The organism is Paenibacillus sp. FSL R5-0749 (genome assembly GCF_038595085.1).
Lineage (GTDB): Bacteria > Bacillota > Bacilli > Paenibacillales > Paenibacillaceae > Paenibacillus.
Genome location: NZ_CP152005.1, coordinates 3,066,682 through 3,089,849 on the forward strand (window position 1 = coordinate 3,066,682; position 23,168 = coordinate 3,089,849).

Consider the following 23,168-nt stretch of genomic DNA (forward strand, 5'->3'; position numbering starts at 1 on the left):
TGTGATATCTGTTACTATCAAGCATTAGTAGTAAATGTCATAGCTTCCACCATAACTATTTGGTGAGTAAGCTACAATTTTATGATAACCATACAAGTTACCAAGTGTAATGCTTTTCGTTCCAAAATCAGACACGATTACTCTTCCACTTCCCTTCAGATTTCCACTCATATCTTCAACATTAAACACATATTCCCCTGTTGTAAGAGGATTAAATCTAAAGGTGACACTTCCACTCAAGTATATATCGGTACTGTATCCTCCATTGAAATATTCTCTTATGGGATTTTGAACAAAAATATTAATATCTTGTGCTTGGGACTGTTGTTGTGTCTGAACTTCCTGGGAGGAAGGGGGAGTTACCGTATGAGCTTCATCAGCGAATACCGCTGGAACAGATGCTAAAAGCATCGCCATGGAAGAAAGAGCTGCAATTGCTGTTTTTTGATATTTTTTCACAATCAAACATCTCCTTATGGTATATAAAATTTAAAATAGAGTAGAGTTCGTACTTGTCACAAAGACAAAAGATCAATAGAGCAGTAGCTTTCCTCACAGTCATTTCCTAGGATGAGAGTAAGGTTGATCTGGCGCCAAATGTATGTTACAAGATAATCGTACATTTTATTCCAAATATATACAATAACGTTTGCAGGATTTTCTATGCTGTTTTTGTTAAATATATACTTTATTCATATATAGTTCACAAATTAACATTTATTAGATCGAATGATTACGGAGAAGAGCCCCGCGATTCAAACGCACGATGAACGAAAAAGGTAACAGCAGGATAGATGTCTACTTGACCTCTTGGTTTGAATAGTAACCTTGACCTTCAAAAAGTAGTTTCATAGAACTACTAAATTTGATCATTTAGCAGAATGGAATGCATAATTACGAAAAAATAGTATGAACGCGTAAGCGACATGAGACACATAAAAGCATTTAATAGGCTTATTTTCTATATTTTTCAATAAAAGTGCTTGTATATATCGAATAATGATTCTATACTATACCAATAAAATCCAATTAAATTCCTAATTGACTATTATATGTAATTTAAATATTTGCACACTCACTCGAATCACGATCGAAAGTCATATCCACCACTCCTTAGAAAGCGTTCTGCTAACGCTCCTGATTACCCTTCCATATGAATGCTTATAGACATTCACTCTCGTCGCATAACTCAAACACCCAACCTTTTACACTCGCGTCTTAACCCTTGAGGTATCAAATCTCCTAAACTTCCAAGTGAAAAAACATAGATGAATCGGTATGTCTCTTCTGACTCATATTGTCCCTAATTCCCTAACCAAACCTGTAAAGGAGGTGAGGCTTTATGTGAAATCCAGGGCGTTTATTCCGTCCGTAATCAAGGTTAGTCTACCGTTTTATTCTGCAGAGAAGGGCATATGTACCAGACTAAATTACAAAACCGGGTAAAGGGAGTGGAAAAGTTTGATAAAGATTAATCGGTTACGCAAGCCCATCTCTATAGGGCTCTCGCTTCTCCTTGCATTTTCGATCATTCATCCGGTTTCAGCTGAAAACTCCACATCATCCAAATTGGATATGAAATCTGGACTTGCCAAAGTTTCGGAGGCCAAAGTAAACGCCAAGTTGACCAAAGAATTTGAAGGTAGTGAATATGTTACCTATCTGGTGAAAATGAAGGAACAGGTGGATACATCAGCAGTCTCCAAGCAGGCCCTCCAAAAGGCGACTATCGCCAAACAAACGCCTTCAGCCACAAAGCTGTCCGTTCGGAATTCAGTCGTCAGTTCTCTGCGAGAAACGGCCTCACGTACACAATATCCATTGGAAACTTATCTGGAAAAGGAAGTTGACTTGGGCAAGGTCAAAGAATATAAAAGCTATTTTATTGTCAATTCACTGGCAGTGACGAGTACCAAAGAAGTCATGGAACAGATTGCGCTGCTGCCTGAGGTAGAGAAGATTCTACCGAATGAGACACGATACTTACAGAAAGCCGAAGTGAGTAAAGAACCGGCGAGTGCGGCACCAGCCAAAGATGCTGTGCAAACGCCAGCAGCTAAAGACGCTTCAGTCGGAGTCAAAGATAAAGAGCCTGCTGCAAAGGACAAGCTTGCAACAGAGAACGTGGAATGGAACCTGGATTACATCAATGCGCCAGCCGTATGGGATCGGGGCATCGATGGAACGGGGATTGTTGTTGCCAATCTCGACAGCGGTGTGGACTATACCCACCCTGCGCTTCGCAGCAAGTGGCGAGGACTGGATGCTTCGGGCAATATTGTTGATCCCGAACTGAGCTGGTATGATCCGCACAGTCATGCTTCACTTCCTGCGGACGGAGACGGGCATGGTACACACACGATGGGTACGATGGTGGGCTCCGAAGCAGATGGCACTAACCAGATCGGGGTTGCTCCCGGTGCGAAGTGGATTGGTGTACGAATATTCAATCCGGAAACAACAGATGCCATTATTCTGGATGGCGGACAATGGTTGATTGCTCCGGTGGATGCAGAAGGCAATCTGCACCCTGAACTTGCTCCGGATGTCGTCAACAACTCATGGGGCGGAGGCCCAGGACTGGATGAATGGTTCCGGCCTATGGTCCAGGCTTGGCGAGATGCACAGATCTTTCCCGAGTTCTCTGCGGGTAATGTGACGCTGACCAACCCAGGCGGTCCCGGTTCAGTTGCTAATCCGGCCAACTATCCTGAAAGTTTTGCTACAGGAGCAACCGATATTAACGGAAATCTGGCTTCGTTCTCCCTGCTGGGTCCATCCCCGTATGAAGAGATTAAACCAGAAGTATCCGCCCCCGGGGTAAATATCCGTTCGTCTGTTCCAGGCGGTGAGTATGAAGGCGGCTGGAACGGCACATCCATGGCAGGCCCGCATACGACTGCGCTTGCTGCACTACTGCTTCAAGCCAATCATTCCCTTACGGTGGATCAGCTGGAGCAGATCATTACAGATACAGCCACGCCGAGGACAGATAGTCAGTATCCGACATCTCCTAATAACGGCTACGGTCACGGCATTATTAATGCGCTTGATGCTGTGGGTTCTGTACTCGAAGGAATCGGCACAGTATCCGGCAGAGTCGTTACAGCCGGAGATGATCTGGAAGAGCCGGTACTGGAACACACACCTGTCAATTCAGCCTTTACAGGCATTGATATTCCATTAACGGCTCATGTGACAGATAACGTCGCGGTAGTCTCCGTCGAGGCTTTTGCCAAAACGACAGGTACCAACCAGTACGTCTATCTGCCGATGAATCGGATTGCCGGAGATAGCAAAGATGGAACTTACACAGCAACCATTCCTGCCTTTCTCATTGAGCCACAAGGTGTGGAGTATTATATCCGCGTGAATGACTATGGCAATAACGGATTCGATAGTCAGGTATACAAGGTGGCTGTCTCCAATGGTGTTCAACCCGGATATCTTCAGGATTTTGAAGAAGATCAGCTGGGCTTCACCACTGGCGGTACGGGAAGTACATGGGTATGGGGAGCACCAAGCAGTGGTCCTGGAAGTGCATACTCCGGTGACAAGGTGATTGCAACCAACCTGCAAGGTACTTATCTGGCGAATAGCAATGCATATCTGCTTGCGCCGCCAATTGATCTTACTGAGAGCCCGGAAGGCGCGTTATTGTCTTTCAAACACTGGTATGATCTGGAGAATAACATCGACTTTGGCAAGGTATATATCGCTTCCGAGGATAGCGATTATGTGTTCGAAGAGTTGTTAAGCTTCACGGGTACGGGTGGTAACTGGAAGAAACAATATGTGGACCTTCGCGCATACGCGGGACAGCAGGTATTTGTCAAATTCAATCTGACCAGTGATAACTCGGTGCAGAAGGCAGGTTGGTATATTGATGATTTTGCAGTTGAAGAATTGGATGAGCTTGCACCGGGAGCTCCTGCGGGATTGACTGCAACTGCCGATATTCTGGGCAACGTAGCCTTGAGCTGGACTGGAGCGAGTGATGAGGATCTCGAATCCTATGTCGTATATCGTTCCACAACCGCAGGTACAGGTTATGAAGCTATTGGAAGCACGACAGGAACAACGTTTACGGATACAACTACAGTTACGGATTCGACCTATTACTATGCCGTTGCTGCACTGGATTATAGTGGCAATGAAAGTGACAAGTCGAATGAGGTCTCCATTACAGTGGAGGTGCCTGAGGATATCTACATCGATCACTTCGACGGCAGTGATGATAATGGCTGGACTCATTCGGGAACCAAAGATGAGTGGGAACGCGGCATTCCGGTAACGGGACCTGCCAGCGCCGTTTCTCCGCCGAATGTGTGGGCGACTGATCTCGACAATACGTACGAGAATGGATCCAACTATTCGCTCGTATCTCCGGTCATCGATTTGACGGATGTATCCGAAGGAACACTCACGTTTAATCATTGGTATGAGATTGAGAGCGGATACGATTATGGATATGTGGAAGTCACCAAAGATGGTGGGACAACATGGTCAGAACTGGGCAAATTCTCACATAGTACAAACGGTAAACAATGGACACCGGTATTCTATGACCTGGATACACTTACAGGCAATGAAGTACAATTCCGGTTCCGTCTGACTTCAGACAACAGTGTTGTGAAAACAGGTTGGTTCATTGATGATTTCCGTGTACTGGGTGTTGCGGTGGAGACGGTTACAGAGGACAATGCGGTTGTGCTTAACAGTGACAAACCGAAACCGTCCTATGATAACCCATGGTACAAAATTACGCGGACAGACAAAGCGGAATTCAACAAAACGAAACAGCAACAACCGGAAGTCGAAAAACCAGGCACAGGTTCGGTTAATCCACAAAGCCTGCCTGCAAGTGCAACGGTTACCGTACTGGAAACCGGACGTTCGGTGAAAACGGATTCGGCTACAGGCAAGTACAGCTTCACACACGTAGCAGGTGATTACACGTTAAAAGCTGAGGCATATGGATATTATCCTCGTACCCAGCAGGTGACAATCACCGATGGCAGTGGAGCCAAAGCCAACTTTAATCTGGAGGCAATCCCGCATGGACAGATTGAAGGTGTAGTAACGGATGAGCGGACAGGACAACCACTGGCTGATGCTTCCGTTCTCGTGGTGGAAGATGCGAATGTAGGTGAAGTTCACACAGGTTCAGATGGCAGCTTCGTTATTCAGGTATTGGAAGGAAGCTACACTCTATCCATCCGGGCTGCGGATTATTACAGTAAGACGGTTACTGTGACTGTACCTGGTAATGGTACGGCAGAGGCGAATGTTGCCTTGAAGCCGTTCATCGGTTTTCCAGGGGAAATTGCTTATGATGATGGAACAGCAGAGAACGCACGAGCTTTTAACGCTGCGGATAACGCTTGGGCAGTTCGAATGACACCAGAGCTGGAGACCGCACAACTGACGGGTGCATCGTTCCGCTTCTGGAACACCGAATGGCCTGTACCTGGAGGTACAGCGTTCCAATATGCCGTCTATGATGCATCGGGTGCTGGCGGAGCTCCGGGACGACAACTAGCTGGACCATTTGACGGTACTGCACTTCGTAACGATCAATGGACAACCGTTGAATTCCCGGAACCGGTCATTGTAACGGGTGATTTCTATATCGTGTATGTACAGAGCTTAGCTGGAACTAGCGCTCCGGGACTCGCTACCGATGAGGATGGTCCAAATGCAGGTCGAAGCTGGCAGCGAGTAGGTGGGGCGTGGAGCACTTCACCTGCAGAAGAAGGTAACTACATGATTCGTGCAGTTGTGAGATATCCGGTAAATGCACCTGTGCTCACAGCACCTGCGAACACATATACGAATCAATCAACTTTCACCGTGTCGGGAACCTCTCCGGCATCCGGCGCTCAGATTAAGATCTACAACGGCAAAGATCTGGCTGGTACAACAACTGTCGCAAATGGGAAGTTCTCATACGGTGTGAAACTACGTTCTGGGATTAATGCGATTACGGCCGAGGCTGTGGTGGACGGAAAAACAACCGATCGTTCACTGCCCGTTGTCATCATTTTGGATCAAACCAAACCACAGTTGACCATCACGAGCCCGACGGAAGGAAGCCGGATCAACACGGAAGTTGTTCATGTAACAGGTAATATCGTGGAACAATTCCTCGATAAGTTGACTGTTAACGGACAAACCGTACAAGTGGGCAAAGACAGAAGCTTCAGTCATCGCGTATTGGTTAACGAAGGCGAGAACACGATAACCATTACAGCAACCGATCTTGCTGGCAACAAAACAACGGTAACCCGCACCGTATACGTGGAAACGGCGTTGCCAGAACTTACGAATATTACGCCAGCTGAAGATGTTCGAATCACATCAGGGGAGAGTGTCACCGTATCGTTTGACAGTAAACCTGGACTGCAAGCATCTTTCCGGATTCAGTTACCGCTGAATCTAAATGCCCCAGGGGCAGGAGAGATTCCATTGGTGGAGACTGAGCCAGGTCGTTACACGGGTACGTACACAACACCTTCATCCCTTACTCTTGAGGGTGGAGTCATTGTAATTCGTGCTCAGGATGCAGCTGGCAACAAAGTAGAAGCCGAAGCAGCTGGACGATTGTTCGTCAGCGCAGCACAGGAACAATCCAATCCAGAACCAGATTCGAGTCCTGAAGTGGACGAATCCAATGAACCTGCTCCATCGTCTGCTGAGGGTCTTCAACCTTAATTATTTCAAAGTATGTCATGGAAGATAACTGTATTTAGCACATTGAAGCAAGAAGCCGATAAGCCGAGGTATCCTGGCTTGTCGGCTTTTTGTTATATCCTCTTTTCATAGCTGACGCCTAAGATTAGTTCGAGCAAAATGCATATACTGCATGGTTTGCAGCATTAGGATTAACAAATACGATGACAGGAGGAGTGAACTGTGGGAGTTGATGCAGTACAACGATCCCAACCGTTACGAAGTAAATGGCTCAAAACCAAAATGTTGCTGAATAACTCGGCGATCAAACCATTTATCCCTGATACACAACGATATAGCCAATCCAACTTGAAGACCATGCTGGAGAAATATAGGATGGTATATGTCAAACCCGAGATAGGCACCTTTGGAATGGGAGTCATTAAAGCTGAAATGCACAATCAGCACCACTTCGCTTACCAGATTGGTCAAAAGCGTCTGACGTTCAACAGCTTTGAGTCATTCTATCGAAGCCTGACCCATCGAATTAAGCAAAAAAGCTATCTTATTCAACGAGGTATCCATCTGCTGCAACATAATAACAGGCGCTTTGACATTCGGGTAATGGTTCAATTAAATCCCGGGCAGGCGTGGGAAGCGACAGGGGTCATAGGCCGACTGGGTCATCCAAAGAAAATTGTGACCAACTACCATAGCGGTGCGAAGCCAATGAGCATTCATACGTTGTTGAGATCCCATGCCTCTGACAAGCGGATTAACGAATTGATCCAGGAGATGAATCACCTGGGCATCCATATCGCTCGGCACATGCGGAAGAAATACACGCGTTTGAAAAGCATTGGGGTGGATATCGGGCTTGATCGAAGTCTGACTCCATGGATTATTGAGGTAAACGCGAAGCCAGATCCCTATATATTCAATCAGTTAAAGGACAAGACAATGTATCGCAAGGTGATTCGATATTATCGTCAGAACGCACTATAATGAATGACGATGTCAAAGCGAATCCAGAAAATCATGTGAAAATAAATATGTGAAAATGAAGCATCCATCGGGATGCTTTTTCTTTTGCTTGCATATGACAGCAGGGAAGTATTCTACTTTCTTCACATTAATGATATAACATGATATATTAGGATGTAGAACATGAGAAGTATGGGTATTTATGGAGGTGCTTGTATTGGGGAAAGACTCGGCATCCAAGCCGATGTATGAACAGATCTTTGAATCCTTGCGCGAACGGATACAGCTTCATCAATATCAAGTGGGTGAGCGTGTTCCTTCGGAGAAGGAATTATGTGATGAATTTGGAGTTAGCCGGATTACGACGAAAAAAGCGCTTGAGATGTTGGCGAGTGAACAATTGATTGTACGTCAGCCGGGACGGGGTTCTTTTGTAGCCGACACGGCAGAGGGTATGCAGGAAAGACCTAACAGACCTGCTCCGCATGGTGCGGTGAAAGATCCAGAGAAGAAGCTGCTCATTGGTCTGGTCATTACCAACTTCAGTGATATGTATGGTACAGAACTGTTATATGGCATGGAAGAAGCTTCACGAGAGCATGATTGTTTTCTCGTACTTAGACGATCCTTCGGGATTCCCGAGCAGGAGGAACGCAGCATTCAGGAACTGCTGGAACTGGGTGTGGACGGATTGATCATTTTCCCTGCACAGGGTGAATATTTCAGCGATGAGATTCTTAAACTGGTCGTGAACAAATTCCCGTTTGTTCTGATTGACCGGTATCTGAAAGGCATTCCAGCTTCTTCGGTCAGTACAGATAACGTAGGCGCGGCGAGAGAAGGGATGAATTATCTGTTCCACCTGGGTCATCGACACATTGCTTTTCTTACACAGCCTCCGGCCAACACCACACCGATTGAAGAACGAATTGAAGGGATTATTGAGGCACATCATGATCAAGGTGTGCTGGTGAACAGAGAATTGTGGTTGGAATCTTTTCTTTCGACATTGCCTAGTGTGTTCGATCCTCAGGTCGAGGTCCGCGATGTGGAGACACTGGTAGAACATTTGCAGAAATATCCGGAGATTACTGCACTCTTTGCTGCGGAATACCATATTGCTTTACTTGCAGAACAAGCAGCTGCTCGGCTGGGTCTGAAGATTCCGGAAGATTTGTCCATCATTTGTTTTGACAGTCCAAACGCTGCCGAAGGAAGCCGTGTAACACATATGCGACAGAGTCAGTTTGATATGGGGAAACAAGCATTCGAGATGGTGCTCCAAAATATGCAGAACAACGAAATGGCAGTGAACAGGGTTGTTTTGCCTGCCCGATTGGTGAAGGGGAAATCAACGAGTATAGTGAAACAAAAGGGTTAATTTTAGCGGCCTATATTCATTGGGTTTAATCAGAGACTTCGTGAAAACGAGGTCTCTTTTTGGTATGGATAAAAAGGGAAACATCACCTAGATTGGTATATTATTTAGATTAAAAAATGATAATAACATGCTAATATACAAATAAATATATTGACATAACATTATATTCGTTTTAGGATGATGAAAGCGGTTAATAAACTGGATTACATAAGGAGGACAACATGCTGACACCCAGAGAAGATCAAGACATTTCCCCCTCGATATACGACATGATTGATCGAGTTAACAAACGTATGCCGGATTATCCGGAACTTAACCAAATGTTTAAAACCTGTTTTACCAATACGATGGCGACTACCATTCAGCGCAAAGAAGATGGAACAACTTTTGTGATTACGGGAGATATCCCTGCCATGTGGTTACGTGATTCTGCTGCACAGGTCAGACCGTATCTGGTTCTCGCTTCAGAGGATGAAGATATCGCCGACATGATCGCTGGACTGGTTGAACGGCAACTGAATTATATTCTCCTAGACCCTTATGCAAACGCTTTTAATGAGACAGAGAGTGGGAAAGGACATCAGGAAGATCTAACGCAGATGAATGATTGGATCTGGGAACGGAAGTATGAGATTGACTCTCTGGCTTATCCAATTCAGCTCAGTTATCTCCTGTGGAAGAACACGGGAAGAACAACTCAATTCAATGATACGTTCCGCAAAGCAACCCAGATTATCATGCAGTTATGGCAAGTGGAGCAGCATCATGAGACGAAATCACCCTACACGTTCCAACGTCTGGATGCGCCCGAAACCGATACGCTCAGCCGAGATGGACGAGGTACTGAAACAGCCTATACAGGCATGACCTGGTCGGGATTCCGTCCCAGCGATGATCGCTGTGAATATGGTTATCTTATACCATCCAATATGTTCGCCGTTGTGGCGCTGAGATATCTACAGGAAATTGCCGAAGTCGTGTTCGAGGATAAAGGGCTGTCAGCAACTGCTCAGCAGTTGGAGGAACAGATCAACAAAGGTATTCAGGATTATGGTACTGTCGAACATCCGGAATATGGCACCATATATGCGTACGAAACCGACGGGAAAGGCAATCACAATCTGATGGATGATGCCAATGTACCAAGCCTGCTGTCTTTACCTTATCTCGGATATGTTGATGAGAACGACGAGGTGTATCAGAATACACGCCGATTCATTCTATCCTCACACAACCCGTATTTCTATGAGGGAACAGCAGCAGCTGGAATCGGTAGTCCACATACACCGGATGGGTACATCTGGCATATCGCTTTATCGATGCAGGGGCTGACTACAACGGATCGCAACGAAAAACTGCGATTGCTCCAGCTTATCCAACAGACGGATGCGGGCACCGGACTTACCCATGAAGGCTTTTCGGCTAACGATCCACATGAGTATACCCGCCCATGGTTTTCATGGTCTAACATGCTCTTTAGTGAACTGATAATGGATTATTGCGGATTCCGCGTAGAGAAATAGGATTACGCACAGAAATAGATAGGAAAGCAAGAGAGAACCTGCGAGTACATCATAACGTTCGGAGTTCGTTGAATTCCGACAAGAGGAGAGCGAACCATGAGAAAAATATCTTTGAAAATGCCGGTAGCAGCAGTTATGACATCCTTGCTCATTCTAACGACAGCCTGTTCAGGCGGAAGTTCAAGTACAGGCACAACCAGTGATGGCAAGAAGGAAGTAACCGTATCGTTCCGTTCTTCAGGATCTGAAGATACACTTACGAAGTTTTTCAAATCCGGATTGGTGGATCAATTCGAGAAAGAAAATCCGGATATCAAAATCAACATTGCGCCTGTATTGGCAAGTGAAGGTGATTATACGTCCAAAATGGTTTTGCAGATGAAATCGCCTGACACGGCGCCTGATGTTATTGCCGAAGATACATCTATTATCAAATCCGATGCTGCTGCGGGATATCTGGAGCCGCTGGATACACAGGTTCAGGGCTGGTCCGATTGGGAAGAACACATCATCGACAACCTGAAGGCAGGGGTTACGGGTGAAGATGGCAAGGTATACGGTGTTCCGGCTACCTCGGATACACGCGGGATCTGGTACAACAAGGAATTGTTTCAACAGGCAGGTCTGGAAGTTCCATTCAAACCTGCAAGCTGGGCAGAAGTACTCGAAGCAGCACGTACCATCAAGCAAAAACTGCCAGGTGTGACACCGCTTAATATGATCGTGGGCAAAGCAAACGGTGAAGGGGTTACCATGCAGACGCTGGAAATGCTGCTCTATGGTACGGCAGACACATTGTATGACGATACCAGCAAGAAATGGGTCGTGAACAGCCCGGGCCTTCTGGATTCTTTCAAATTCATAGATCAAGTGTTCAACACGGATAAAACAGGTCCGACCATGCAGGTCGCCTTGAATGGACAAGCTGGCAGTATTGCATTCCAGCAACAGTTCCCGCAAGACAAACTGGCGATGGCTGTAGATGGTAGCTGGGCAGGTTCGACATGGGCCGAGAACGGTGCTGCTCCAATTGCCAACGTCGAAGAGAAAATAGGTTTTGCGCCATTCCCGACACAAAATGGGGAAGCACCTGGAGCAACGACGATGTCTGGAGGATGGGCTTGGTCTGTTCCTGCACAAGCGAAGAACAAGGAAGAAGCTTGGAAATTTATCGAGTTTCTGATGAATAAGGAAAATGCGACTGCACGCGTAATAGCGGAAGGCAGCCTCAGTCCACGTAATGATTCCACAGAAGTTGAAGGGTATACGGATCGTCCATATACCAAAGAAGCACAGGAACTCTTGAATGTGGCTCACTTCCGTCCGGCGAACGATCAGTATGCAACGGTATCCGCACAATTGCAAAGTATCGTAGAGAGTATTGCCTCTGGCAAGCTGACGCCGGAAGACGGAATTACGCAATTGAAGGACAACGTATCCCGCTCCCTTGGCGCGGACAGCATCGAAGAGAAATAAGGATATCGATATATTCGGAGGGGGAGGAACAATCTCCCCTTTTTCCGGTTCGAATGGAGAGTGACTTATGAAAAGGAAAGCACCAGGCTCATTTCTGTTTCTCATGCCTTCCGTACTGTTATTACTCGTGTTTTTCATTGTTCCCATCATTCTGACGATCTGCTTTGCCTTTACGAATATGGCTCTGACCGGGGCGGCAGCCAAGAGTCTGGAGTTCGTCGGATTTCAGAATTTCATTAATATGTTCCATGATCCGGACTTTCGCATTAGTGTCTGGCGTACGCTGGTCTTTCTCATCTTCTCCGCAGTGATTGGTCAGGTATTGCTTGGGTTCATTCTGGCTCTTCTAATGAAGGAAAAAAATGTGACGTTCCGCCGGGTCATTGGCATCATCGTCATTGCTGGCTGGGTGACACCCGAGATTGTGGTGGCATTCTGTATGGTTGCCTTTTTCAGTGACAATGGTTCATTGAATCAGATTCTTGGCTGGTTTGGGGCGAATCCGATCTCCTGGTTGTTCAGTTTCCCAATGGTGAGTGTCATTATCGCGAATATTTGGCACGGCACAGCCTTTTCAATGATGGTCTACCAATCGGCTCTGGATGATATTCCGAAGGAAGTCGAAGAAGCTGCCATTATTGACAGTGCTACAGGGTTCCAGATCGTCAGACACATTACAATTCCAATGGTAAAAGGGTCGATCGTGACCAACATGATGTTGGTTACCCTACAGACACTGGGTGTGTTCACGCTGATCTATACGATGACCGGTGGTGGCCCGGGTACTTCGACACAAACCTTGCCAATCTTCATGTACAACCAGGCCTTTGTGAATTATCAGTTTGGATATGGTACAGCCATTTCGCTGGTTCTGCTGTTCATCGGTATCATCGCCAGCCTGTTCTACATGCGATCCATGAAAGTGAAAGTGTAACCATGAAGGAGGTTCGATCCCTATGGTCAAACATGGGCTTCAACGCAAAATCCAGTACGGGATTCTAGTCTTTCTAGGGCTCTGTTTTTTATTGCCGCTGCTCTGGATCATTTTGGCTTCATTTGATCCGAACGCACAGCAGGGCATCAAAATGCCCAGTACCTGGACCATTCAAAATTTCAAGGATGTACTCGGGGATGCGAGCAATCTTCGTTCATTCGGTGTCGGCCTGATTCTGTCGGGAGGGCAAGCGGTATTGGTTGTTTTGGTATCAGTACTTGCTGCGTATCCTCTGTCCCGTTATGAAATGAGATTTAAAAAGAGCTTCCTGTTATCCATTCTGTTCATGACAGCTCTTCCGATTACGGCCGTGATGGTTCCGGTATTTCAAATGTTTCTGTTCTTCAAAATGCAAAATAGCATCATTGCCACCATGCTGTTCCTGACCGCCTCTTCACTTCCTTACGGTATCTGGATGATGAAAAACTTCATGGATTCGGTGCCCATTGATCTGGAAGAATCGGCATGGATTGACGGAGCATCCGTCTGGAATGGCTTGAGACGAATCGTAGCACCATTGATGTTGCCGGGAATTGCAACAATAGCGATATTTACCTTTTCGGGAAGTTGGGGCAACTTCTTCGTGCCCTACATCCTGCTCCAGACACCGGAGAAACTTCCGGCATCGGTCACGATCTATCAATTCTTCGGCAGCCACGGCATGGTTGAATACGGCAGATTGGCTGCATTTTCACTACTTTATACGATGCCTTCGGTTGTGCTATATATCTTCTCCCAGCGTTACATGTCCAAAGGCTTCAGCATGGGCGGGGCAACCAAAGGTTAATGACAGGAGGTACGCAACATGACAACCAAAAAGACGGCTCATCTCATCTCGCATACCCATTGGGACCGGGAATGGTATATGCCTTATGAACATCATCATGTTCTTCTCATTGAGCTGATGGATAAACTGCTGGATACGCTCGATCAGGACCCGGAATATCGTTATTTCCATCTGGATGGGCAGACGATTATTCGTGAGGATTATTTGCAGGTTCGGCCTGAACAACAGGAGAGACTTGACCGCTATATTCGTGAAGGACGCATTCATTTTGGCCCATGGTATGTGTTACAGGATGAGTTTCTGACCAGCAGCGAGGCCAACTTGCGAAATCTGCTCATCGGTCATCGTGATGCTCGTCCATTCGGTGTGATATCCAAGACGGGGTACTTCCCTGACTCATTCGGAAATATGGGACAGGCACCGCAGATTCTGCAACAGGCGGACATTCATAACGCGATCTTCGGGCGCGGGGTAAAGCCTACCGGATTCAATAATGCCGTGGTTGATGCGGATAGTTACGAGTCTCCCTATTCCGAGATGATCTGGCGTTCGCCGGATGGCTCGGAAGTGCTCGGTATTTTGTTCGCGAATTGGTACTGCAATGGGATGGAAGTTCCGGTTGATCCAGAGAAAGCTCAAGTATACTGGGATAAAAATCTGGAGGATGCCGAGAAATTCGCCTCGACTCCACATCTGTTGTTCATGAATGGTTGTGATCATCAGCCGATCCAGACGGATCTTCCTGAGGCTTTACGCACGGCGGCCGCGTTGTATCCGGATGTGGAATTTATTCACTCCAATTTTGACGATTACATTGATGCGGTTACGAAAGATGTCCCTGAAAATCTGGCGACCATTGAAGGTGAACTTCGCAGTCAGCATACGGATGGTTGGGGAACACTGGTGAACACGGCATCCGCACGGGTTTATCTGAAACAGTTGAATCAGCAGGGGCAGACGTTGCTCGAAAAAGTAGCTGAACCACTGGCCGCCATGGCCCATGTAGCCGGGGTTAAAGATTATCCGCATCATCTGTTAACACATGCTTGGAAGATGCTGATGCAGAACCACCCGCATGATAGCATCTGCGGATGCAGTGTGGATGAGGTTCACCGTGAGATGGTGACCCGCTTCGCCAAGAGCAGACAGCTTGCAGAGAAATTGGTTTCCCAGAGCGCGCAAGCGATTGCTGAATCCATTCGTGCGCAACCTGCTGAGGCTTGGGGAGAGGAAGCCGTGCCGTTCACTGTATTCAACACGAGTGGGTGGAATCGAAATGGCATCATGGAGATGGATCTTATTGTGGACAAAGCCTTTTTCCCGGAAGGGCCTAATCCTCAGGCACTTGCACAGAAGGTGGAAAAAGATGCACTGCCAGCATATCAACTGGTCGATTCGGATGGACACACGTACTCGGCTGAAATCAAGGATCTGGGTGCGCATTTCGGTTATGAACTTCCGAAGGATCGCTTCCGACAGCCTTATATGGCTCGTAAAGTTAGAGTGACTTTCCAGGCGGTGGATGTACCTTCGCTGGGTTATAAGACGTATGCTCTTATTCCAGTTCAGAAGCAAACAGAGATTGCTGAAGTGCCCGCTACGAGCGAACTCGTTCAGGTTCAGGGAATGATGATGGAAAACGGTCATTTGCGGGTGACGATTGAAGAGAATGGTACGGCAACGATTGAAGATAAGGTCTCCGGTGCTGTATACAGGGGCTTGAATTCATATGAAAATACCGGTGATATAGGCAATGAATACGTCTATCGACAGCCTGACGGAGAGATGACGCTGACCACGAAGCATCTGGAGGCAGACCTGCGGATCGTGGAGCAATCTCCGTATCGTGCAGTCATGGAGAGTGTATTACACTGGGACATTCCTGCTGGAGCAGATGAACTGTTCGAGCTGGAGAAGCGCCAAATGGTTCCTTTTACAGAACGGAAGGCACAGCGGGTGAAGAACACGGTTCCGCTGGTAATTACGACAACGTATACGCTGGAAGCAGGCAGTAATATGGTCAAAGTAAAATCTGAATTTAACAATCAGGCCAAGGATCATCGGCTGCGTGCACTCTTTCCATCCGGACTGATGACAGAGGAACATTATGCAGATTCCATCTTTGAGGTAGCCAAACGTTCGAACACACCGGCCAAGGAATGGGTGAATCCGAGTAATGCGCAGCATCAGCAAGCGTTTGTACATGTGACGGATGGTGATCATGGCTTGATGATTGCAAACAAAGGGCTGAATGAATACGAGATTTTACAACATGAAGAGGGCGGTACGATTGCGGTTACGCTGCTGCGTGCCTCTTCGGAATTGGGAGATTGGGGTGTATTTGAAACACCGGAAGCCCAATGTCTGGGGCATCAGAGTGTGGAATATGCGATTATTCCATTTGCAGGGGATGCTGCACAGTCAGGCGCATGTGCATCCGCATACGTGTATCCGATTCCGTGGACAACTGTGCAGCTAGGGTCATTAGCACGCACTTTTGAGCGGGAAGGACATGCCGGAGCTGATGGGCAGAAGGTGGAGTTGCCTCTGTCGAAGCAATGGTTGGCGTGGAATGCACAAAGTTCGTCACTGGCCTTCTCCACATTGAAGATCGCAGAGGAAACCGGAGATGTGATTGCTCGCTGGTATAATTTGAACTCCGAAGCCGCTGAATTGAACGTTCAGCCTGGATTCGAGTGCGCCTATGTCTATGAGAGTGATGTGCTGGAACGGGTCAAGGACACGTTGGATGGAGACAGCCAGACGGTATCCGGGTTCAAGATTGTTACACAAGGGTATGCGTTAGGTTGAGTTGACGTTTGAACATTTTAATCTTAGGAACCTCCTGTTCACGGTAGCGTGGACAGGAGGTTTTGTCATGTGTCCCGTTAAATGCACCCACACCCAAAGTAGTATGGGAAAACCGCATACATACATAATGATATACGTGTCGTGATTTTATACATTTATTGTCGTGAGTTTCTATTAAAAATACATTAACTCTGTGATAACTTATAGATAAATGTCAGAATATTATATAAGATGAATGTAACATTTACATGTAAACGAAGAGTGCAGAACCAATCTGTAGAAGCGGAGCGTTCACCTAAAAGCTTTCTGAAAGAAAGCTCCACCGGAAGCATACGCTATCCCCGGATTTTCTCCATTAGGAAAAGATTCAAAAAATACGGGGATAACAGTGATCTGAAGATGGTACTGCAATCGGAGTGGCTCAGTGTAAATTTTACAGGTTCAGCTTATATCCTTTGGAGGTAAAACAACAGTGACCATTCGAATTGGTAAAATTAGTTTGTGGCATGTTCATGCATGGGATTACATCAAGCAGGCACAGGAACATGAGGATACAATCATCGCCGCCGTGTGGGATGAAGATGCCAAGCGGGGACAGGAAGCGGCTGAACGTTTAAACGTACCATTCTATGCTTCACTCGAAGATATGCTGGCTAAGGATGACATCGATGCCGTTATTGTAGATGCGCCAACCCGCATCCATGAAGAAGTGATCACCGCTGCTGCAAAAGCAGGGAAACACATCTTTACGGAGAAGGTTATTGCAGCGACACAAGCGGAATCCAACAGAATCCTTGATGAGGTAAAGGCAAACAAAGTCAAGATGACAGTCTCCTTACCACGTCTGAATGCAGGGTATACGCTCACGATTCAGGATGTACTTAACCAGGGATTGCTTGGCAAAGTGACTTATGTTAGAGCACGTTTATCGCATGATGGAGCGATTTCGAACTGGTTACCTGAACACTTCTATGATCTGAAGGATTGTCAGGGCGGTGCACTGATTGATCTGGGCTGCCATCCAATGTATCTGGCCAAACTGTTTCTGGGTCAGGAAGTAACAGCGGTTAATGCGAACTTCGGATACATTACAGGCAAAGAAGTGGAAGATAATGCAGTTGCAACGTTGTTTACGGATTCCGGAGCAGTTGGTGTTGTTGAAGCTGGTTTTGTAAATAGCCATTCTCCGTTTACGATTGAGGTTCATGGTACGGAAGGCACCCTTCTCTACGGAACACCTGATGATAAGCTGTTGATTCGTACAAAAGCAGCACAGGGTCAGTATGAAGAATGGACTGAACTTCCTTTGGCAGACAAAAGAGAAAGCGCATTCAATCAATGGGTTGCACATATACAAAATGATACGGATGCAACGGAAAACATGCAGATCGCTATGGAGCTGACCCGGTTGATGGAAGCTGCGAATCTCTCTAACAAGGAAGGGCGCAGAATCACTCTGAGTGAGTTGAAGGGTTAGGTTTTATGAAGGAGGTATGCAAACTTGAGCCTGTATCCTTATGAGAAAATGCTTGAACGGCAGGATCTCCTAGAGAGACTGGATATTGCAATGGTGTGGGGACATTATGAGATTCGCGTAATGCGATTTCATCTGACTTCTTTTCCAGCGGGCCGAGTTGTGGATTTCCATAATCATGCGGAGTTTGAATTTCATTTTATCCCGAGAGGCAAAGGTAAGGTTATTCTCGATGAACAGACACATGCACTCTCGGAAGGTATGCTGTATTTGACCGGTCCGGGTGTCGTTCATTATCAGGAGGCGGACGCCAAAGAGGATATGGATGAACTCTGTCTTCATGTGGATATCGTTCACAAGCCAAGAGAGCATGTCGATCCTTGGGAAGCCGCTGAATCTGAGGAGACGATTGAAAAGCTGAGAACGCTTCCGCATACTCCGGTGAATGATTATCATCGCGCGATGCAGTGTTTTTTGGAAGCCTATGAGGCATGTGATCAGAAATTATTAGGTTATTATACATCAATCAAGCAGCTGGTCATTAGCATATTACTCAAAACCGTGCGAGCATACGACACCGGTGGGAATCGACCGGAAGCCCCTGTTCGGGATATGTCGGCGTATCGTTATGAGTATGCAGTGCAGTATATGGAGGCGAATCATCCTACAGTAGTCACGCTGGAGCATGTAGCTGAGAAACTTCATATCAGCAGCAGACAATTGCAGAGAATCTTCTATCAAGTACAGCCTGAGATGCCGTTCAGCCGCGTACTGGAGGATATTCGTCTGCGCGCCGTGTGTCGTAATCTGGAGGAAAGTAACATATCCATCGAACAGATCGCTCTCGCTTCAGGCTTCAATAATGCCAACTATTTGCATGCTGTATTTCGTAAACGTCTGGGGATGACCCCGTCTGCATTTCGTAAAATGAAACAACCAATACTTAAGTGAGGGTGAATATATATGAGTAAAGTATATCGTATCGGAATTATTGGCTGTGGTGGAATCGCGAATGGTAAACATCTGCCAAGTCTGAGTAAATTGGATAATGTTGAACTGGTGGCTTTCTGCGATATTGTTCAGGAACGTGCAGATGAAGCCAAGCAAAAATATGGCTCTACAGATGCTGAGGTCTACACAGATTATCAAGAACTGCTCAAGGATGAGTCTCTGGATATTGTGCATGTGCTTACCCCGAATATTTCCCATGCCGAGATTTCCATTGCTGCCCTGGAAGCAGGCAAACATGTCATGTGTGAGAAGCCAATGGCGAAGACCTCTGCCGAAGCACAACTCATGTTGGAAGCGGCAGAACGTACCGGTAAGAAACTGACCATCGGATACAACAACCGTTTCAGAGAAGACAGTCAATATCTGAAGAAGGTGTGCGAAGCGGGTGATCTGGGAAATATCTATTTTGCCAAAGCACATGCCATTAGACGGAGAGCAGTACCAACCTGGGGCGTTTTCCTGGATGAGGAGAAACAAGGTGGCGGTCCGCTGATTGATATTGGTACGCACGCACTTGATCTGACGCTCTGGATGATGGATAACTATCAACCAAAGGTTGTACTCGGCACGACCTACCATGAACTCTCGCAACGTGAAAATGCGGCCAACGCCTGGGGCCCATGGGACCCGAAAAAATTCTCGGTAGAGGACTCGGCCTTTGGCATGATTGTGATGGAGAATGGTGCAACAATTATGCTTGAATCCAGCTGGGCACTTAACTCACTGGACGTGGATGAAGCCAAATGCAGCTTGAGCGGAAGCGAAGCCGGTGCAGATATGAAGAACGGACTGCGCATTAATGGCGAGAAATTCAGCCGTCTATATACGAACGAGATTGAACTGAGTGCAGGCGGGGTAGCATTCTACGATGGCAAGAGTGAGAGCGCACCGGATGTGGAGATGAGAAAGTGGATCGAAGCGATTGAGAACGATCAGGAGCCAGTCGTTACACCAAAACAAGCGCTCGTTGTATCTCAGATCCTGGAAGCACTCTATGAATCTGCTCGTACAGGCAAGGCTGTATACTTGAATAACGCTAACGAAGCATAGAACAGAACGAAATACAGAAAGAACAGATTACAAAACCCTTTGTCCCGCTAATGGAGACAGAGGGTTTTTTGGTGTTAGGCTACTAACTATTGGTCCATACCAGACACTATTTTGGTACATATGATGAGAGAAAACGGAGTTGAAAAGAGGGTATGTCTTGACTAAACATAAAATGAGTCACGGTGTTTCCATTGTTGTATGTACCAATCGGCCGCAATTTTTTGAGAACATCCTGCAGAATTACAGTCGGCAGCATTATCAAAGCAAAGAGCTGATCATTGTTCTGAACCATGACCGTATGAATCTGTCATTATATCAGAAACGCGTTCGAAATCTTGCCAATGTTCATGTATACCAAGTTCCGGAGAGCATTTCACTAGGACAGAGCTTAAACGCCGGAATAACAAGGACTCGCTTTTCGTTGATTGCCAAATTTGATGATGATGACTACTATTCACCGCATTATTTGACAGAACAGGTGAGAGAACTCAGACGGACCCACAGTGATATTGTGGGCAAACATTCCTGTCTGGTCTACCTGGGTGCTTCTAAGACACTTTTGGTCAGATCACCTACTGAGAAAAATAAACCGGTTGAATTTGTACAGGGGGGCACGATTTTATTCAAAAGGGAGATCTTGAAAAAAGTCCGTTTCACGGACCGTTCAATAGGGGAAGATGTAACCTTCCTGAGACAATGCAGGAAAAGAGGATTCAAAGCGTACGCGACCTCACCATTCAATTATGTCTATCACCGTAGACAGAACAAAAAAAGCCATACGTGGAGAGCGGATGATAACTTCTACCTGGAGGGAAGCACCAAACTTGCGGTTACGGACGATTTCAGCCCCTTTGCTAATAAGAAATTATAGAGGAGAAAGAGATGCTTCTGCCCATTGCAGATGCGTCTTTTTTGTGCCCAAAATGGTTCAATTGGGAGGTGGTGAGAAAAAAATATGAATTAACTTGAAAAAAAGTATTGCATATAAGTTTAGTCGGAATTATATTAATGGTATAAGGTCTAGACCATATACAGATCGGAGTGTTTAGATGTCCAGTACGTTTTCATTTCGTTTTGAGAAAGTATCTACCAAAAAGGTTAGTGAATTCATAAGAGAGCAACTGGAAGAAGCAATTATCTTGAAAGAATTGATGAGTGAAGAGCAGCTTCCAGCCGAGCGTGATCTGGCAGAGATTTTTAATGTAAGTCGCATTACCGTTCGTGAGGCACTCTCTTCACTGGAAGAGAAAGGCTTGATTGAAAAAAGGGTAGGGGCCAAAGGCGGAACATTTGTATTGCCTCTGACAGCCAATTCGCATAAACGGACCAGAGAAGAGATTAAACGGGATTGGGCACAGATGCTCAAGGTGTTTGAATATCGAACCATCATCGAGCCGGAGGGAGCTTTTCTCGCTGCTGAGCGGATCACCGCAGGCGAACTGGAGCTTCTGGAGAGCTATATGGAGCAAAGTATAGAGCCAGACTGTACAAGGGAATGGTTCCGGGCACTGGATGTGAAATTTCATCTGACCATCGCCAAAGCTTCCGGGAATCCCTATTGCGAGAAGGCAGTCAGACAGATTCGGACCAAAATTAATCCGGCGCTCGACTTGATGCCTTATGATGACCGGATACGTACGGTCAACCATGGTGTACATATGGAGATTCTTGAAGCACTGAAGGCACATGACCAATTCAAGTCCCGAGAGATGATGAAAAAACATATCGAATTCTCGGCGGATGCAATCTATGCCCGTTTGGTTTCTGAATCGGATGAAAATGAAGGGAATGACAGCGAATGAATCGTTCAGAACTAATACAGCTGGCTCAGCCACTACAAGCCCAGTTAACTGCTTGGCGCAGAGATTTACATCGCCATCCGGAAATTGGTTACGAGGAGCATCGTACTTCCGCTATCGTAGCTGAACATCTGGAGAGCCTGGGCCTGGAAGTTACACGTAATGTGGGACAGACCGGGGTTACAGGCCTGCTTCGCGGAGAGACCGACGGACCAACCTTTGCCTTGCGAGCAGACATGGATGCTCTGCCAATCCAAGATCAGAAAGCAGTGGAGTACCGCTCGCAAGTGGAAGGCAAAGCGCATCTGTGTGGACATGACGCTCACACCTCCATCCTGATGGGAGCAGCTCAACTGCTTACTGGACTTGGGAGACCGAAATCAGGCAACATCAAATTCATTTTCCAGCCAGCGGAAGAAGGACTTGCAGGAGCAAGAGCCATGATCCAGGACGGTGTTCTGGAGAACCCGAAGGTTGATGCCATTGCAGGGTTACACATGACCCCTGGACAGGACACGGGAACATTGGGCGTAAGTCAGGGCGTTGCATTTGCATCAGCTGATCCATTGGTCATCAAGGTGTTTGGCAAGGGTGGACATGCAGCTCGTCCGCATGAGGGCATTGACGCGATTGCGGTATCAGCACAGGTTATCACCGCCTTGCAAAATATCGTCAGTCGGATGGTAGATCCGCTTGAACCCGCTGTAATCACCATTGGCAAAATCACCGGAGGTTATATGGGAACAGCCATCGCCCCGGAAGTGGAGATGATTGGTACGGTTCGTACACTCTCACCTGCCATTCGTGAACAGATGCCAGCTTTGATCGAGCAGGTTGTTAAAGGGGTCTGTGATTCTTTCGGAGCAGGATGCGAAGTTGTCTATGGAGATGGATACCCTGTTGTTGTGAATGATCTTGGCATGGTTGATCTGCTGACAGAGACCTGTGATCAGGTTAATGCGCAGAAGGGATGGAACTATATCAAACCCTCTACAGGGGGCGAGGATTTCGCTTTTTATTGTGAGCAGATTCCGGGTGTGTTTTTCAGACTAGGATCTGGTAATGATGAGGAACGTACTCGTTATCCACTCCACCATCCCATGTTTGATCTCGATGAGACAGCGATGCCATATGGTGTGGGCATGTTGTCAGCAGTAGCTCTTGAATTTTTGGCAAGGAATACAACTTCTGAGGGGGAGCAATGAC

The 23,168-nt window shown here is 46.6% G+C and carries 15 protein-coding genes; 14 read left to right on the forward strand and 1 reads right to left on the reverse strand.

Annotated elements, in window-relative coordinates; translation table 11 throughout:
* Positions 1 to 24: 24 nt before the first annotated feature.
* Positions 25 to 459 carry a hypothetical protein gene (locus tag MKY85_RS13665; protein WP_339260955.1) on the reverse strand — a complete coding sequence of 145 codons (435 nt, stop codon included), beginning with the start codon at positions 457 to 459 and terminating at the stop codon, positions 25 to 27.
* A 1,002-nt stretch (positions 460 to 1,461) separates the two neighbouring features.
* Between MKY85_RS13665 and MKY85_RS13670 the strand changes: the two genes are divergently transcribed.
* The 14 genes from MKY85_RS13670 (at position 1,462) to MKY85_RS13735 (ending at position 23,167) form a co-directional block, all read left to right on the forward strand.
* Entirely contained in the window at positions 1,462 to 6,714 is a 5,253-nt protein-coding gene (locus tag MKY85_RS13670) for a S8 family serine peptidase (protein ID WP_342572925.1), read from the forward strand.
* Between the two features lie 201 nt (positions 6,715 to 6,915).
* A complete protein-coding gene (locus MKY85_RS13675) occupies positions 6,916 to 7,677 on the forward strand; it encodes a YheC/YheD family protein (protein ID WP_339260960.1) in 762 nt (253 codons plus the stop codon).
* A gap of 187 nt (positions 7,678 to 7,864) precedes the next feature.
* Positions 7,865 to 9,037 (forward strand): GntR family transcriptional regulator, encoded by a 1,173-nt coding sequence (locus tag MKY85_RS13680; protein ID WP_339261411.1) that lies wholly within the window; start codon positions 7,865 to 7,867, stop codon positions 9,035 to 9,037.
* Positions 9,038 to 9,258: 221 nt separating this feature from the next.
* Entirely contained in the window at positions 9,259 to 10,560 is a 1,302-nt protein-coding gene (locus tag MKY85_RS13685; RefSeq protein ID WP_342572928.1) for a glycoside hydrolase family 125 protein, read from the forward strand.
* A 96-nt stretch (positions 10,561 to 10,656) separates the two neighbouring features.
* A complete protein-coding gene (locus MKY85_RS13690) occupies positions 10,657 to 12,036 on the forward strand; it encodes an extracellular solute-binding protein (protein ID WP_342572930.1) in 1,380 nt (459 codons plus the stop codon).
* Positions 12,037 to 12,103: 67 nt separating this feature from the next.
* On the forward strand, positions 12,104 to 12,970 hold the full coding sequence (locus MKY85_RS13695; protein ID WP_091016580.1) for a sugar ABC transporter permease: 867 nt from the start codon (positions 12,104 to 12,106) through the stop codon (positions 12,968 to 12,970).
* Between the two features lie 22 nt (positions 12,971 to 12,992).
* Positions 12,993 to 13,817: a carbohydrate ABC transporter permease gene (locus MKY85_RS13700; RefSeq protein ID WP_339242395.1), complete on the forward strand. Its 825-nt coding sequence runs from the start codon at positions 12,993 to 12,995 to the stop codon at positions 13,815 to 13,817.
* An 18-nt stretch (positions 13,818 to 13,835) separates the two neighbouring features.
* The gene (locus MKY85_RS13705; protein WP_342572932.1) at positions 13,836 to 16,628 is read left to right on the forward strand and encodes an alpha-mannosidase; all 2,793 of its coding nucleotides are present in this window, start codon (positions 13,836 to 13,838) and stop codon (positions 16,626 to 16,628) included.
* 472 nt (positions 16,629 to 17,100) lie between these two features.
* Positions 17,101 to 18,105, forward strand: coding sequence for a Gfo/Idh/MocA family oxidoreductase (locus MKY85_RS13710; protein WP_342572933.1), 1,005 nt, complete (start codon positions 17,101 to 17,103; stop codon positions 18,103 to 18,105).
* Positions 18,106 to 18,129: 24 nt separating this feature from the next.
* Positions 18,130 to 19,053, forward strand: a complete 924-nt coding sequence (locus MKY85_RS13715; protein WP_342572935.1) for an AraC family transcriptional regulator — start codon at positions 18,130 to 18,132, stop codon at positions 19,051 to 19,053.
* A gap of 12 nt (positions 19,054 to 19,065) precedes the next feature.
* Positions 19,066 to 20,163 carry a Gfo/Idh/MocA family oxidoreductase gene (locus tag MKY85_RS13720; protein ID WP_342572937.1) on the forward strand — a complete coding sequence of 366 codons (1,098 nt, stop codon included), beginning with the start codon at positions 19,066 to 19,068 and terminating at the stop codon, positions 20,161 to 20,163.
* A 157-nt stretch (positions 20,164 to 20,320) separates the two neighbouring features.
* On the forward strand, positions 20,321 to 21,034 hold the full coding sequence (locus MKY85_RS13725; RefSeq protein ID WP_342572938.1) for a glycosyltransferase family A protein: 714 nt from the start codon (positions 20,321 to 20,323) through the stop codon (positions 21,032 to 21,034).
* 178 nt (positions 21,035 to 21,212) lie between these two features.
* Positions 21,213 to 21,965, forward strand: a complete 753-nt coding sequence (locus MKY85_RS13730) for an FCD domain-containing protein (RefSeq protein ID WP_339242408.1) — start codon at positions 21,213 to 21,215, stop codon at positions 21,963 to 21,965.
* Complete coding sequence (locus MKY85_RS13735) at positions 21,962 to 23,167, forward strand: M20 family metallopeptidase (protein ID WP_339260979.1); 1,206 nt, start codon at positions 21,962 to 21,964, stop codon at positions 23,165 to 23,167. The genes MKY85_RS13730 and MKY85_RS13735 overlap by 4 nt, the downstream gene beginning before the upstream one ends.
* Position 23,168 lies beyond the last annotated feature (1 nt).